Origin of the sequence: Streptomyces sp. NPDC051664 (assembly GCF_044453545.1) — a bacterium.
In the GTDB taxonomy this organism is placed as follows: domain Bacteria; phylum Actinomycetota; class Actinomycetes; order Streptomycetales; family Streptomycetaceae; genus Streptomyces.
In genome coordinates, this window is record NZ_JBITCU010000019.1 from 117,455 (window position 1) to 132,050 (window position 14,596).

Below are 14,596 nucleotides of genomic sequence, written 5' to 3' on the forward strand. Positions count from 1 at the left end.
CAACGGCAACGTTAGAAGGCGTCAGGAGCGCGAGTCAATGGTCTGGACCAAGAGGCTGTGGCCTGTACCCGCGGGCTCGGTGGGGACATTCCGTCTCCCAGCGGACGGAACTCCGCAGACACCTGGCCGAATTCGGGCAGGGCGGCACCTGCGGCGCCGTCAGGACCCCTCGTCCTGCGCCTCGATGGGCAGACACACCTGAAAGCGAGTGTCGCCCGGCTGTGAGGAGACCCGGATGTCCCCGTGATGTTTGTTGACCACGATGCGGTAGGTGATGTCCAGCCCCAGCCCAGTGCCCTCACCGACCGGTTTGGTGGTGAAGAAGGGCTCGAAGATCCGGGGCCTGATGTCGGACGGAATCCCTGTGCCGGTGTCGGCCACCTCCACGAGCAGGTGGGCCTCCTCCCGCCACGTCCGGATCGTCAGCGTGCCCCCGGCAGGCATGGCGTCGACGGCGTTGATGATCAGGTTGGTCCACACCTGGTTCAGCTCGGCTCCGAAGGCCAGGATCGGCGGTAGTTCACGGTCATAGTCCTTCACCACCGCGACGCCGGACGGGATCTTCGCCCGCAGCATCGTCAACGTGGCATCGAGCAACGTGTGCACATCCACGGTCTGCTGCGGCGCCCGGTCCAGCTGCGCGTACTGCTGTGCGGCGCCGACCAGTCCCGAGATGCGGGTCACGGCGTCATCGATCTCACCCATCAGAAGTTCCGCGTCGATGGTGTACGCCAGCCACCTCACCGTGGAGCCGAGATTGTCCTCACCGATGGTGTCGGCCACCGAGGTCAGCCACGGCACGCCGATTTCCGCGGCGACCAGAGTCGGTGCAAGCTCCCACGCCTCCGTGACCCCGCGCTCCTCGAGCCAGTCGCCGACCGTGTCCTCCGCATCCGCAGCGGCCAGCGCCGGCAGACCGGAAGCCGCAGCGGCCTGTTGAACCGCGTCGTCCTGCAGCTCCACGAGACGATGCAGCTCACTTCCGTCCAGTCGGCCGTCAGCGATCATGGCAAGCTTGTGGCGCATAGCGGTCACTCGCTCCCGCAGGGCCGCGGTGGCCCGTACAGCGGCTGCCGCAGGATTGTTCAGCTCATGTGTGAGCCCTGCCGACAGAGACGCCAGAGCCAGCAGACGCTCGCGCTCATTGACGATGGCATTGGTCGCACGCGAACCGAAGAACAAGCCCTCCAGCAGGTGAAGTGCCATCGGGAACCATGTGCCGATCGCGCTCGCGAAATCATCGGCAGGCAGTACGAAGAACTCGGCATCGGTGACAGCCCGCATGGTGTGGGGATACCGCTGCTCGACGCGGTCCCCGAGGTACGCGCGAGTCGCCCCGCTGTACACACCGCGTTGATCGGTGCGGGTGACCTCCACCTCGTCGCCGTGCAGCACACGGCTGAGCGCGATCGCTCCGCTGAGCAGCACGAAGAAGCACGTGGCCCGCTCGCCCTCCGCGTACACCACACTCCCGGCAGGCAGTTGCTCCGCACGGCCGCGCTCTGCCAGCCAGTCGAGCTGCTCATCGCTGAGCTCCTCGAACAGGAACAGGGTCCGCAACTGCGCCGGTGACAGATGTGCTGACGTGGTCACTGCGCCTCCAGATAGCGGTGCACCAGCGCGACGGCCATGGCTCCCTCGCCGACGGCCGACGCGACACGTTTGACCGAGGAGGAGCGCACATCCCCCGCGGCGAAGACACCGGGCACGCTCGACTCCAGGTGGTACGGATCCCTCGGCAGCCGCCACCGGGCGGGCCTCTCCCCTCCGGCCACCAGGTCGGGGCCGGTCACCACGAATCCGCGCTCATCGCGGGTGACCACCCCCGCCAGCCACTCCGTATGCGGCTCGGCCCCGATGAAGATGAACAGCCAGGACGCGGCAACGGTGCGCACACCGCCGGACCGGCTCTCACGGAGGGACAGTTGCTCCAGGTGCCCTTCGCCCTCAGCGCCGACCACTTCCGTCCACGGGTGTATGTCGATGTTGGCGATGCCGTTGATCTGGTCGATCAGATAGCTGGACATCGAACGGCTCAGATCACCTTGGCGGATGAGGATGTGAACACGCCGTGCGTAGCGTGAGAAATACACCGCCGCCTGCCCTGCGGAGTTGGCACCGCCGACGATGTACACGTCCTCCCCGGAGCAGCTGGGCGCCTCGGTGACGGCGGATCCGTAGAAGACGCCCGCCCCCGTGAACTCCTCCAGCCCGGCGGCGGCCAGCCGCCGGTAGGACACCCCGGTGGCGAGGACCACCGTGTGCGCGGCGATGGAGCTCTCCGGACCCAGGCGCAGCACCCGGCCCGATCCCGTCACCTCCAGCGCGACAGCCTGCTGCGCGCTGAGGATCTCCGCCCCGAACTTCAGCGCCTGGCGGCGGGCCCGCTCGGTCAACTGGGAACCGGAGACGCCGTCGGGGAAGCCGAGGTAGTTCTCGATACGGCTGCTCTGACCGGCCTGCCCGCCGGTCGCCTGCTGCTCCACCAGCACCGTACGCAGTCCCTCCGAAGCGCCGTAGACAGCAGCTCCCAGACCGGCCGGTCCCCCACCGACCACCACCAGGTCGTAGAAGTCCGAGGCCGGAACGGTACTGAGTCCGACCTGCGCGGCGAGCTCCCGCTCGGTGGGGGCGACCAGAGTCTTTCCGTCCGGGGTGACAACCAGCGGTACATCGGCCGCGGACAGCCCTGCGGCGGCCAGTAGGCGCTCCCCCTCAGGCTCGTCGGACAACAACCAGCGATAGGGGACGAGATTGCGGGTGAGGAAGTCGCGGACCGTGAAGGAGGGAGCGGACCAGCGGTGCCCGACCACGCGCGTCTCCATGTTTCCCGGATCAGGCGTGGCGTGCCACAGGTCCAGCAGGGTGTCGATCACCGGATACAGGTGCTCTTCCGGCGGGCTCCATGGCTTGAGGAGATAGTGGTCGAGGTCCACGACGTTGATGGCGTCGATGGCCGCTTCCGTGTCCGAGTAGGCAGTGAGCAGCACGCGACGGGCGAGCGGAAAGAGGTCCATGGCCGCCTCGAGGAACTCGATGCCGTTCATCTGCGGCATGCGGTAGTCCGCGAGCATGAGCGCGAGCGGATCGCCACGGAGCTTGAGCTCACGCAGTGCTTCCAGGGCATCGCGGCCGGAGAGTGCGCGCAGGATGCGGTAGCGGTCGCCGTACTGCCGCCGGATGTCGCGGGCGACAGCCCGGGAGACTGCCGGGTCGTCGTCGACAGTCAGGATCGTCGGGTTCGGCATGTATCCATCATTGCCGCAAAGGCGAGGAAATGACGGCCTCAGCCGGCGTGGCCGCCGGGCAGATGGGGCGGCCCCGGCCACCCGGCGCCCTCCATCGACCGGTGTCGCCCGGAGACACGTGGGTGCCAGGCCACCCGAAATGGACCCGGCAGGTTGCAGAACGTCCTACGTCGGCCAGTACCGCTCCGAGTCGGGCACCGGCCGTGTGGTGGAATTCCGAATCACCACCGGCGAACGCGCTGGAGCCCGCAGGCGGGCCGCGGCGCATACCGCAGCCGGCTGCGGGGCAGTGCGCCCGCATCGGTGGCGCTGTTTCCCGGCACCTGCCGCCCGGAGCCGCCCGCGGCCCCGCACGCCCCTCGCCCTCAGGAGTACGCATGGCCTTCGACGTCGACGCGGTCCGCGCGCAGATCCCCGCCCTGAAGTCAGGCTCTGCCCGCTTCGACGCGCCCGGCGGCACCCAGACACCACAACCGGTGATCGACGCCCTCATGGATGCGCTGGCCAACCCGCTCGCCAACCGGGGACGTACCACTGAGGGCGAGCGCAACGCGGAGGCGATCGTGGCCGGCGCCCGCCGCGCGCTGGCCGACCTGCTGGGCGCCGATCCGCGGGGCATCGTGTTCGGCCGCAGCGCCACCCAGCTCACCTACGACCTGTCCCGCACCCTGGCCAAGAACTGGGGTCCGGGCGACGAGGTGGTCGTCAGCCGGCTCGATCACGATGCCAACATCCGCCCCTGGATCCAGGCGGCAGAGGCCGTCGGCGCAACCGTCCGATGGGCAGACTTCGACGCGGCCACCGGCGAGCTGACGACCGAGCACATCGCCAGGGTGCTCTCCGGACACACCCGTCTCGTGGCCGTCACCGCGGCGTCGAACCTCATCGGCACCCGCCCCGACATCCCCGCCGTCGCCGACCTGGTGCACCGCGCCGGTTCCCTGCTGCATGTGGACGCTGTGCACTACGCCTCGCATGCCGCCGTCGACCTGTCCGGCCTCGGCGCGGACTTCCTGGTCTGCTCGCCGTACAAATTCCTCGGCCCGCACCTGGGCGTGCTGGCAGGCCGTCCCGAGAGGCTGGAGACGCTGCGGCCGGACAAGCTGCTTCCCTCCACCGACGCGGTTCCCGAGCGCTTCGAGCTGGGCACCCTGCCGTACGAGCTGCTGGCCGGGGCCCACGCGGCGGTGGACTTCCTCGCCGGTCTGGCCCCAGTGGCCGACGGCACCCGCCGGGAACGGCTGATCGCCGCCTTCGCGTCGATCGAGGCCCACGAGGACGCCCTGCGGGCCCGCATCGAACAGGGGCTGGCCGCCCTCGGTGGCGTCACCGTGCACTCCCGGGCCGCCCGGCGCACCCCGACCCTGCTGCTCACCCTGGCGGACCACAGCGCGACCGCCGCCTCGCAGTACCTGGCGGAGCGCGGCGTCGATGCTCCGGCCGGGTCCTTCTACGCGCTGGAGGCATCCCGCCGGCTCGGACTGGGCGACGACGGCGGGCTGCGGATCGGCCTGGCCCCCTACAGCAGCGACGAGGACGTCGATCGGTTGCTGGATGCGCTGTCCGGTTTCCTAAGGGCTGTCCCGGTGGCGCCCAGGGACGAACAGGGCCCCCACCGGTAGGGCACGCGGCGGGAGGCCGATCAGTCGTGTGACTGCGTACGGGCTCAGGGGGCCATCGCAGCCCCCAAGCCCTGCGGCGCACCGATGCGGGCCCGTGTCCCCCTCCCGCTCGGTCTCCCCGGCCCGACCATGCGCACGACCGCGCGACGCCGGATCAGTTCTTTGCACCGTCCGCGTGGTGTGCCGCCACCGGATCGGTCGCGCACGGCCAAAGGCCGGGGTTCCCAGCCGGTTCGCACGAATAGCCGCCTCCTCCCCACCGCCAATACGGAATGCTTATCCAGCATTACGGCGAGCGAATAGAGCGTTCGCGATATGACGCAGGCCACATGACCTGCGTCACTCTTGTGCCGATTCGAGCCATTTGCCGTGTGGGGTGAGCCACGTGACGGGCGCCACTCCGAAATCGAATAGTAGGCCACCGGCCCCCGCTTACGGGCCCCGAAGGCACTTCTCTGACCCTTTTCAAATGCCCGGTACGAATACCGTTAGTAAAGAGGGGGCATTGACCCGAGTTTCCCCCTCCCCTAACAATCCTTGGCATCACCACCCGGCGACTTAAAAGGAATTACCGAATGCAGCTCACCGCGATGCCCAAGAAGTTCGCCCGCCTGACCAAGACCAAGAAGATCTCGCTGGGCATGGTCGCAGCCGGCGCCGCTGTCATGGCCGGCACCGTCGTCAGCGCCCCGGCCGCCTCGGCCGCCACCCCCGCCCAGCCCGGCGGCAGCGTCCACAACTGGATCAACCAGTCACTGGAGGTCATGCGCGCCAAGGGCATCCCCGGCAGCTACGACGGCATCTACCGCAACCTGATGCGCGAGTCGAGCGGCAACCCGAACGCCATCAACAACTGGGACTCCAACGCCGCCAAGGGCATACCGTCCAAGGGCTTGCTCCAGGTCATCGACCCCACTTTCAAGACGTACCACGTCAGCGGCACCTCCCAGAACATCTACGACCCGGTCGCCAACATCACCGCCGCCTGCAACTACGCCGCGCACCGCTACGGCTCGATCGACAACGTCAACTCGGCCTACTGACCACACAGCGCGGCCACGCGACCGGACCCTGCCTGACGCACCGGCACGCCCTGACCTCGTGACGCACGGGCGTACCGGCGCACCGCAGCCGCGGTCAGGGCCCCGGGCCCGCGCGGCTTCCGGGGAACGGCGTCCACTGCAGCCCGCACGCGGAGCTGACCTGGACGCATCGGCCCGCAGGGGGGTACCCCCTGGCGGGCGCACAACAGGTACAGCACGACGCTGCGTTCTCGGAACACCCGGATGCGCGCGTACGAGGACACCCCTCCGCCTTGCGATGCACCGCATCCGACGCCGCGCGCTGTTCCGCCAAGTGATCCGGGGCAGCCGTCGGCCGTGCAGCCGGATCCGCAGCGGCAGGGTGGCTAAGAGCCGGTGCATCGCGTCCAGTACGAGCGGCCAGGCCGCTTCCGGGCCTCCATTCAGTGCGAAGACATTGGGAATGCCGACCACATGGTCGCTTCGGCTCGCCACCGCTCCGGCGATCACCCGGCCGCCGGAGGAGTCTCCGGCGAGCACGAAGCCGGGTCCTCGAGCAGTTCGGACCGGATGAGCCCCGCGTAGCCGTCGCCGTCGTCCCAGGCGAGTAGCTTGTCCGGGGCGCCCGGCACACGCCAGGCAGGACCCGAGGGGATGACGGGCGCACTCCCCGGACAGTGGATCCACTCCGCCTCGAACAGCACCTGGAAGTCGGCCTCCGTCAGGTCTGGGTCGGCGAAGCCGTCCTTTATGGAGGTGCCGGGCACAGTGGTGTCGGTCCGGCCGCCAGTGCGACCGGGTCGCACGCGGTAACCAGCGTCACCGCGGCGGGGTGGTGGAGCGGCGTGCGGGTCGGCGCGGCCCAGGCCTGCGCTTCGAACTCGCTCGACAGCTCGTGCGATCGGCTCGTCGCCGCGAACCACTCGGCATTGTTGCGGGCGGCGCTCCGGACCAGGAGCTGCTTCGGCGTCATCACGAGTGCGGATCATGGCCGGTGTCGGCCAGGCCCGGCGAACGGCTTTCCATCACCCGCCGGCCGGACGTGCCACTCGAAAGCACATGGCCGGGTCCTGGGGATCGTTGGCGGCTTCGACGCTTCCCGTATGGCGGGTCGGAACCGGGCCCGCCCGGCACCCATGGGGGTTCGCCGTTCTGTTGGGCCATACCGCCGTGTCGTCGGCGCGTCTCCGGATGGTGACGGCCCTGACGTCGTCATCGGTGTGATGTCAGGGCCGTCCCGCGGGTCCGGCGTGGGGCACCGGATTACTGGAGTTGTCTAGCACATCGGTGCATAGGGGACGTAAGAGACACACGCTCTCGAAGTGAAGCAACCCCTCACGTGCGATGGATCCGCCAGAAGCCTCACAGCCACCCCGGCCGAAGCTGCGCTCTCGGGTCGGCCTGACGGGGGCCCGTCGACGGGGTGGGCCGTGGTGGTGTCGGCGAGGCGTGTGCGGCATGCCGACACCCTCTTGGTACGCGAAAGGGATGTGATCGGCCGGCGCGGGGTGAGTGTCCATGACGGATGTTCAGGGGCCGAGAGGGTGAGTGGGTGTCATGAAGTCGCCCAGAAGGCCTAATTATCTCCCAAATGGGTCTGTTTTCCTACGTATTGACGGAGCGTCATGTCCGTGTCGCGTGTGCGGCACCGGCCGTTTGTACGCCCGTTCGGCCCCCTGTTGTCACGCTTTCGATGTATCCGATATGACAGGTAAAGGCGCCATAAGTACTTTTAATTCAGGCCGGTTGCCCGGCCGACCCTCAGAGACAAGGGAGAATGACATGACGACGCGTACCGTCGCCGTGACCGCTGCCGCAGTGGGCGCCGCGGTCCTCGCAACTACTGGTATCACCTATGCCTCGGCCGCTGGTTCGCCCCAGGCCGCCCCGTCCGTCCAGCAGGCCGCGCCGGCCGTCCAGCAGGGTGCCCCTGCGGCGGCTCCGCTCGGTGGCGCAGGCGGAAACGAAGGCGGAAACGCGGGCGGGAAGGGCAATGAAGGAGGCGGCTACGGGGGTGGCGGTGGCTACGGTGGTGGCCACGGCTACAAGTACGAAGGCCGGATCTTCATCAACGAGCGGTCGTACTCCGCCCGCTCGGAGGAGGGCTGCATCACTGTGGTCAGCGGGCTGGGCTCGCGGAGCTTCAACGTCCGCAACGACAGCCGCAGGTCTGTCGAGCTCTTCCGCGGGGCGACCTGCGACAACGGTTCGCCGGTCGCCACGGTCGGCCCCTGGAGCACCAGCAACGGCGTCTTCACCCGCCAGGTCCACGGCGGCGTGAAGGTTCGCAATGGCGTCGTGGGCAGCTTCCGAGTGGTCAGGGAACACCGCGGCGAGTGGTAACAGCTCCACCCGCCCAACACGGAAACTCCGGCCCGTCGGAATCGGGCCGGGGTTTCCGGCGTATGGGGGAGACTCGGCGGTGGATGCACCGCACCGGACGGCACATGCACGAACCGCGTCCTGCGTCCCATACACCCTCTACGCGAGATTAGGTGTTCACCGAGTTCCCTGCGTGTCGCGGCAAGGCGGACCCGGTCGGCTGCAGCCCTGCCGACCTGACCCCGGCCCCCGTGCCCGTGGGTCCCCGAGCACCTTGCGATGCGGGCCTGCGGACTACGCCGAAAGGGGTCCGGAGAGGTTCGCCCAGGGTTGCACGGAGGTACTGCCGGAGATGTGAACCACCCTTTCGTGGCGAGGCTTTCCGAGTGCCCGCGTGGCGGCCTGCCCGGGTCCGATCCGCCGGACGCGGATCCTTTCCGGCGCAGGCCGGATCCGTCAGCCGACGATGTCATTCGTTCACAGGTACGCCGGGGATACCGCCGCCGTCAGGATGCGGTGCGGGGCGCCTGCGCCGTCGGCTGCCACCGCGTAGAGGTCCGCGCCGTAGTCGCCCGGGAGCGCGTACGTGAGAGTGGTGTCGTCCTGCCAGACCGCCTGGTCGTCCACGCTGCGGGTTTCGGCCAGGGGGTGGTCCCTGAGCGTGCGCAGGTCCAGTACGTGCAGTCGCCACGGGGCGTCGGCGGGAAGGCCCTCGTCGCGGCTCTTGTAGGCGATGCGGGTGCCGTCGGGGGAGAGGGAAGGACACTCCACGTTCGTCCGGAGGGTGGTGAGCGTGCGGGTGCGCAGGTCGCCCCGCACCAGATAGGTCCTGCCCTTGGTGGCGAGGGTCGCGTAGAAGTGCCGGTCGTCGGCCGCGAAGGTGACGCCCCAGAAGTTGACGTCCGCGGCCCGGTAGCGGTGACCGTCTTTGCGTATCGCGAAGCCTTCCAGGCTCGGGGTGAGCTTGCCGGTGCGGGTGTCGAGGATTGCCGCGCGGGTGGAGAAGTTCGTGCCGGCGTAGCTGTCGCCGCCTACGAAGACCGTCCAGGCCGCCAGCCGCCCGCTGGGGGAGACCCGGGCGCGGGAGGGTATGCCGGGGATCGCGTAGTGCGCCCGCTCCCTGAGGTGCGTGTCGAGGATCGTGGCCCGGTAGCTGTCCTGCACCGCTCCGTGCACGGCCTGGAGGCAGACTCCGGTGCCCGAAGCCGCGTAGAAGCGCAGGCACTTGACACCCGACGCCGTGCGGGCGCCCGTGGGCGACGCCGCCGGGACCGTCGTCAGCTCGTCGCGGTGAGGCCCCCACGCCATGTTCCGGAACACGATCCGCCGTTTGTCGGTGAGGGTGACCCGGCCCGCGGAGATAATCGGGCCGCCCGGCCGAGCCACGTCACGCCGTTCGGAGCGCGCGGCGGCGTGCAGCACGGAGGCCGTGGCGACCGCCGCGAGCACGGCGACCGCGCAGACGAGGACAAGCAGCCTGGTACGGGCGTTCGTCATACGGAAACCTTCGCGGTCGGGCCGAGACGGAACGAGAAGACGGCGCACACGGCGAGCACCACCGCGGCCGCCAGCAGCGCTGGGCGGTCGCCCCACGCGGTCCACGCGGCGCCGAAGGCCAGCGAGCAGACGAACCGGGCGACGGCCTGCCCGGTCTGCACCAGGGCGAGCCCCGACGAACGCAGCTCCTCGGGCACACTCTCCGACGCCGCCGCCATCAGAATGCCGTCCGTGGCCGCGTAGAACGAACCGTGCAGGATGAGCACGACGTACGGGAGCGCCGTGCCGTGCCAGGACGAAAGCAGCAGGCCGTACGCGGCGAGCAGCGCCCCGTGGCCGGCGAGGAACACCCGCCAGGCGCCCACCCGATCCGCGAGCCGCCCCAGTGGCAGGGCGAGCAGCAGGAAGGCGGCGGCGGTCCCGATCGGCAGGAGCGCGAACCAGCGGTCGGGCACGCCGAGGCGGCGCTGGAGCAGCAGGTAGACGAACGAGTCGCTGACGGTTGCAAGGCCGAGCAGCAGGGCGCAGATGCAGATACGCCGGATGCCGGGCCGCCGCAGGAGGGCGAGGGCGGCTCGGAGCGTGGTGCGGGGCCGCTGGGTCGCCTGGTCGGTACGGCGTGCGGCGCCCCCGCCCGGCACGAACAGCACCAGCACCAGCACGCCGACCACCGCGACGCAGAAGCTCACCGTGAACACCGCGTCATAGCCGTCGATCGTGGCACGCAGGATCAGGAAGGCGGCGAGCGGGCCGAGCAGGGCGCCCGCGGTGTCCATCGCGCGGTGGACACCGAAGGCACGGCCGCGGGCCTCCGGTGGCGATGACAAGGAGATCAGAGCGTCGCGTGGCGCGGTGCGCAGGCCCTTGCCGGTGCGGTCGACCGCGAGGACGAGGCCTATGGGCGTGAGGGTGTGGGCGATGAGGAGGAGGGGTTTGCACAGCGCCGAGAGGCCGTAGCCGATGATCGCGACGGGCTTGTGGCGCCCGCCGCCCCGGTCCGCGAAGTGGCCGCCGACCAGCCGCACCAGGGCCGAGAAACCGTTGTAGACGCCATCCAGGAGCCCGAAGCCGAGCGGGCTGAGGCCGAGCCCCGCCACCAGGTAGAGCGGCAGGACCGCCGTCACCATCTCCGATGACACGTCGGTGATCAGACTGACCGTGCCGAGCGCCAGCACCGTGGGGGCGACCGCCACACGCCGCCGGGCCGGGGGAGTGCCCGGCCTGGCGGCGCGCTCGGCGGACCCCGCGCGGGTGGCGCGGCTGTCCGCTACGTACATGTCAGGACGCCCAGACCCCGGTGATGTCCTTGGCGGACGCCGCGTTGCCCGCGTGGCCGAGGCCGTGCATGTCCTCGAGCGTGCGCAGCAGGTCGTAGTGGTTGTACGTGGTGGAGGCCGTGGAGCCGGGGGTCACCTGCTGGCCGTAGAGCACTGTGGGGATGCGGTTGCCGCTGAGCCGGTTGTCCTCGTCGAAGGTGACGACGAGGAGGCTGTTGTGGGTCTTCGCCCAGGTCGCGTAGGCGCCGAGGTTGTTCTTCAGCCAGGTGTCACCGCTCGAGACCGAGCAGTCGTGCATGTCGCTGCACAGATTCGGGACGACGAAGGAGACCTGCGGCAGTTTCGTGTAGTCGGTGGGGAACTGCTGGAAGGTGTACGCGGATGAGGTGGGGACGTTGCTGAAGCCGAACCACGGGTTGTGCTTGCGGGCGTAGCTGCCGCTGCTGCACGTGGTCGAACCCTGGCTGGGAAGCGTCTCGTTGTAGCTCGCCCAGGTCTTGCCCGCGGCGATCAGCTCGGACGCGAGGTTGGGGTTGCTGGAGAAGCCGGGGGTGTAGCAGCTGTCGTCCGTGATGCCCTGCGTGGAGCCGGAGAACAGGGCGAAGTAGTTGGGCTGGCTGGGGTGCGTCTCGGCGTACGAGGCGCTCAGGTTGGCGCCTCCGCTCTTCAGCGAGTTGATGTACGGGGCGCTGGAGGAGCCGATGACCTGGCTGTAGCCGTGGTTCTCGAAGACCACGACGATCACGTGGTCGGGAGTTGGCACGCCGGCCGCGGCCTGGGCGGACGAGGAGCCGCCGATGCCGGTCCACAGGCCGACGACGGCGGCAGCGGTGAGGGTCAGGGCACAGGTGAGGGCGGTGCGACTGCGGCGGAACACGGATCTGCCGGGCACTGGGAACCTCCGGTGGGGGAGTGACGGGGGCGGTGCAGACAGAGCATGCTCACGCCAAGATGTATCCGGCGTACCGAATCGCGCAAGGGGCATGAAGATCGGGTGAACGATCTCCTGCGCACTGTTTGCCCGCCGGCGACTGCGGCCCGTTCCGTTTCCGCCGGCCCACACCCCGTCCGCTGTCCCTGAACTGAGCTCAGGCGTAGGACGTGGGAACACCCAGGAATTCTCGAGCCCCGCGCAATGCGGTACCGAGCACTTGTTGGGTGGCGGTGCTGTCCAGCGGCAGGCCGACCGGCCCGGGCAGGTTCGTATCGGCACGCAGGCCTTCGACCAGCGCCGAGGATTCGAGACCGTCGCGATGGGCGATGAGGAGTTCCAGCTCGTGGCGGCTGAGCGCGTCTGCCCCGGCGGCGCGGTGAACGCCTGCGCGATCGGGATCCGAACGGTGGCCGGGACCGCTCCATCACTGCTTGCTGACCCGCGCCCGCTTCGACGAAACCATCGCGTCTCCGGCCCTTGTCGCGCCGAGGCCGTCGACCCCGCACGTGCCCCGGTCTCCCCTAGGCCCGCGGAGGGGTGAGTCGCCCCACGGCCCCCGACTGGGATTCCTTCCCTACGGGGAGAACCGCATGGGAATGATTCAAACTTCAATGAAGTTTCAACCATCAGGGCCATCGGCCCTCGCGCCCCGGAACACCGTGGGCGCCAGGTGCCTGCACCGCAGAACGCATGCTCGTGCAGTGAACGGAGAACGTGATGGTCGGCATACAGGGAGTGAGCTGGAACGAGCGGCGGCAGTACGCGAGCCGTCTCTTCGAATCCCAGCGTTACCGCGCGGCTTCCCGGGTTCTCAAGGATCTGGTTGCCGCGGCGCCCCGCAACCTGGACCTCCGGATGCTCCTCGCTCGTTCGTACTACTACACGGCGCAGCTTTCCCTGGCTGAGGCGGAGCTGCGCCACGTCCTGCGTGCTGAGCCCGCCCACCCCTCTGCTCACCTCGCGCTCGCCCGCGTCCTGGAGCGCCAGCACCGCTGCTCCGAGGCCGCGCCACATATGAGGGCCGCGGACACGATGACCGCACGGGACCTCCTTGCTCTCAGGCACCCCCGCAATTCTTCCCCCCGACTCGCCGCTTGAGGCTGCTCCCGGCTGCCGGTGGTCCGCCCTCCCCGTGCGTTCAGGCCGCGGACGAGATGTGCGTCCACGCCCACGGAGAATCGTAGGCCGGCCCGTACGCGACGGCCTCGCCGTCCGGGTCGCCGAAGCCGCCCGCCTCGAACCCGGCCGGATTCCGTTCACTCGCGCCCAGTGCATCGCCGGCCGTACCGCTGCCGGCGCGGCAATCATTTCCCTCTGCGGGCCGAACCGACCGTTTTCCGGTCGTCCTGGCCGACTGGGCCGTCAGCCCATTGCCGCCGCAGCGCGATTGGGAAGATCTTCGAAACTTTCGAAATTATCAACTCGAAACTTGATCGCTGAATGGAGGATTCCGCCGCGATCCCTGAAGTCGATCAACCAGGTAGAGCCAGTGGCCAGGCTTAATGCGTTCTCGGTGAGTCCTTGGCCAAGGATGAGGTTTCGGAATCCTTGCCGAAAGTGTTGACAACCTTACGGAGCCGGACCAACCTATCGCCATCGACGGACCCCAACCCCTGTCGATCCGGGTCGCCCGTGCGACCTGGTTCTCCGGTCGTTGATCACGCGACGACCGGCCAACCGTCGCAGCGTTGGACGACGCTGACGCGCGGTCGCGTCACCCTGGCCACCGACGGGCCGGCCAGGTCGTATCACGCTGTCTGGCCTCCGTGCCGGCCTTCACGAGGAGGAAGCATGAACATGAACGACGCCCCCGCCCCGATGAACAACCTCCCCGCCCAACCGCTCAGCCGCAGAGGCTTCATCGGCGGCACCGGAGCGTTGGCGCTCACGACCGCCATGATGCTGCCCGGCACCGCCCACGCCGCCACGACCATCACCACAAATCAAACGGGCACCAATAACGGCTACTACTATTCATTCTGGACCGATGGTGGTGGGTCGGTCTCCATGACCCTGGGGTCCGGTGGAAATTACAGCACCTCATGGAGCAACGTCGGGAATTTCGTCTGCGGTAAGGGCTGGAGCAACGGCGGGCGCAGGAGTGTGAACTACTCTGGCAGCTTCAATCCGTCCGGCAACGCCTATCTGGCTCTCTACGGGTGGACGTCAAACCCACTCGTGGAGTACTACATCGTCGACAACTGGGGCACTTACCGGCCCACGGGCACGTACAAGGGCACCGTCACCAGCGACGGCGGCACCTACGACATCTACCAGACGACGCGAACCAACGCCCCCTCCGTCGAAGGCACCAAGACCTTCAACCAGTACTGGAGCGTCCGGCAGTCGAAGAGGACGGGTGGGACCATAACCACCGGAAATCACTTCGACGCGTGGGCCGGCCATGGAATGCCCATGGGTAGTTTCAATTACTACATGATCCTCGCGACGGAGGGGTATCAGAGCAGCGGGAACTCCAATATCACGGTGAGCGGATGAACGTCCCGTCCTCCGACAAGGCCAACCGCAGCGCGAGTTGACCCCCGAACACCTGACACACCGCACCTGTGGCGGGGGGGGGGGGGGGGGGGGGGGGGGGGGGGGGGGGGGGGGGGGGGGGGCGGGGGGGGGGGGGGGGGGGGGGGGGCGGGGGGGGGGGGCGGGGGGGGGGGGC

At 68.9% G+C, this 14,596-nt stretch carries 12 protein-coding genes; 5 read left to right on the forward strand and 7 right to left on the reverse strand.

Annotation, left to right across the window (positions count from 1 at the left end):
• Nucleotides 1–159: 159 nt before the first annotated feature.
• A complete protein-coding gene (locus tag ACIA8E_RS28810) occupies nucleotides 160–1,593 on the reverse strand; it encodes an ATP-binding protein (RefSeq protein ID WP_399302215.1) in 1,434 nt (477 codons plus the stop codon).
• Nucleotides 1,590–3,248 carry an FAD-dependent oxidoreductase gene (locus ACIA8E_RS28815; RefSeq protein ID WP_399302216.1) on the reverse strand — a complete coding sequence of 553 codons (1,659 nt, stop codon included), beginning with the start codon at nucleotides 3,246–3,248 and terminating at the stop codon, nucleotides 1,590–1,592. Before ACIA8E_RS28815 ends, ACIA8E_RS28810 begins: the two co-directional genes overlap by 4 nt.
• A gap of 377 nt (nucleotides 3,249–3,625) precedes the next feature.
• Between ACIA8E_RS28815 and ACIA8E_RS28820 the strand changes: the two genes are divergently transcribed.
• Both ACIA8E_RS28820 and ACIA8E_RS28825 read left to right on the forward strand, forming a co-directional pair.
• The gene (locus ACIA8E_RS28820) at nucleotides 3,626–4,870 is read left to right on the forward strand and encodes a cysteine desulfurase-like protein (RefSeq protein WP_399302217.1); all 1,245 of its coding nucleotides are present in this window, start codon (nucleotides 3,626–3,628) and stop codon (nucleotides 4,868–4,870) included.
• Between the two features lie 575 nt (nucleotides 4,871–5,445).
• Nucleotides 5,446–5,913 (forward strand): transglycosylase SLT domain-containing protein, encoded by a 468-nt coding sequence (locus ACIA8E_RS28825; RefSeq protein WP_399302218.1) that lies wholly within the window; start codon nucleotides 5,446–5,448, stop codon nucleotides 5,911–5,913.
• 485 nt (nucleotides 5,914–6,398) lie between these two features.
• On the opposite strand, the gene ACIA8E_RS28830 is transcribed toward ACIA8E_RS28825, so the two are convergent.
• On the reverse strand, nucleotides 6,399–6,659 hold the full coding sequence (locus ACIA8E_RS28830) for a hypothetical protein (protein WP_399302219.1): 261 nt from the start codon (nucleotides 6,657–6,659) through the stop codon (nucleotides 6,399–6,401).
• Nucleotides 6,641–6,868 (reverse strand): hypothetical protein, encoded by a 228-nt coding sequence (locus tag ACIA8E_RS28835; RefSeq protein ID WP_399302220.1) that lies wholly within the window; start codon nucleotides 6,866–6,868, stop codon nucleotides 6,641–6,643. The genes ACIA8E_RS28830 and ACIA8E_RS28835 overlap by 19 nt, the downstream gene beginning before the upstream one ends.
• A gap of 806 nt (nucleotides 6,869–7,674) precedes the next feature.
• Here ACIA8E_RS28835 and ACIA8E_RS28840 point away from each other — a divergent pair.
• The gene (locus tag ACIA8E_RS28840; protein ID WP_399302221.1) at nucleotides 7,675–8,235 is read left to right on the forward strand and encodes a hypothetical protein; all 561 of its coding nucleotides are present in this window, start codon (nucleotides 7,675–7,677) and stop codon (nucleotides 8,233–8,235) included.
• A gap of 456 nt (nucleotides 8,236–8,691) precedes the next feature.
• Here ACIA8E_RS28840 and ACIA8E_RS28845 read toward each other — a convergent pair whose 3' ends face one another.
• Genes ACIA8E_RS28845 through ACIA8E_RS28855 form a run of 3 tightly spaced genes read right to left on the reverse strand, consistent with a single transcriptional unit; the run spans nucleotide 8,692 to nucleotide 11,880 of the window.
• Complete coding sequence (locus ACIA8E_RS28845; protein ID WP_399302222.1) at nucleotides 8,692–9,711, reverse strand: TolB-like translocation protein; 1,020 nt, start codon at nucleotides 9,709–9,711, stop codon at nucleotides 8,692–8,694.
• Nucleotides 9,708–10,988 (reverse strand): MFS transporter, encoded by a 1,281-nt coding sequence (locus tag ACIA8E_RS28850; protein WP_399302223.1) that lies wholly within the window; start codon nucleotides 10,986–10,988, stop codon nucleotides 9,708–9,710. The genes ACIA8E_RS28845 and ACIA8E_RS28850 overlap by 4 nt, the downstream gene beginning before the upstream one ends.
• Nucleotide 10,989: 1 nt before the next feature.
• A complete protein-coding gene (locus ACIA8E_RS28855; RefSeq protein WP_399302224.1) occupies nucleotides 10,990–11,880 on the reverse strand; it encodes an alkaline phosphatase family protein in 891 nt (296 codons plus the stop codon).
• 759 nt (nucleotides 11,881–12,639) lie between these two features.
• Here ACIA8E_RS28855 and ACIA8E_RS28860 point away from each other — a divergent pair.
• Nucleotides 12,640–13,020 carry a tetratricopeptide repeat protein gene (locus tag ACIA8E_RS28860; RefSeq protein ID WP_327122869.1) on the forward strand — a complete coding sequence of 127 codons (381 nt, stop codon included), beginning with the start codon at nucleotides 12,640–12,642 and terminating at the stop codon, nucleotides 13,018–13,020.
• A gap of 720 nt (nucleotides 13,021–13,740) precedes the next feature.
• A complete protein-coding gene (locus ACIA8E_RS28865) occupies nucleotides 13,741–14,421 on the forward strand; it encodes a glycoside hydrolase family 11 protein (RefSeq protein ID WP_399302233.1) in 681 nt (226 codons plus the stop codon).
• The last annotated feature ends 175 nt before the right edge of the window (nucleotides 14,422–14,596 follow it).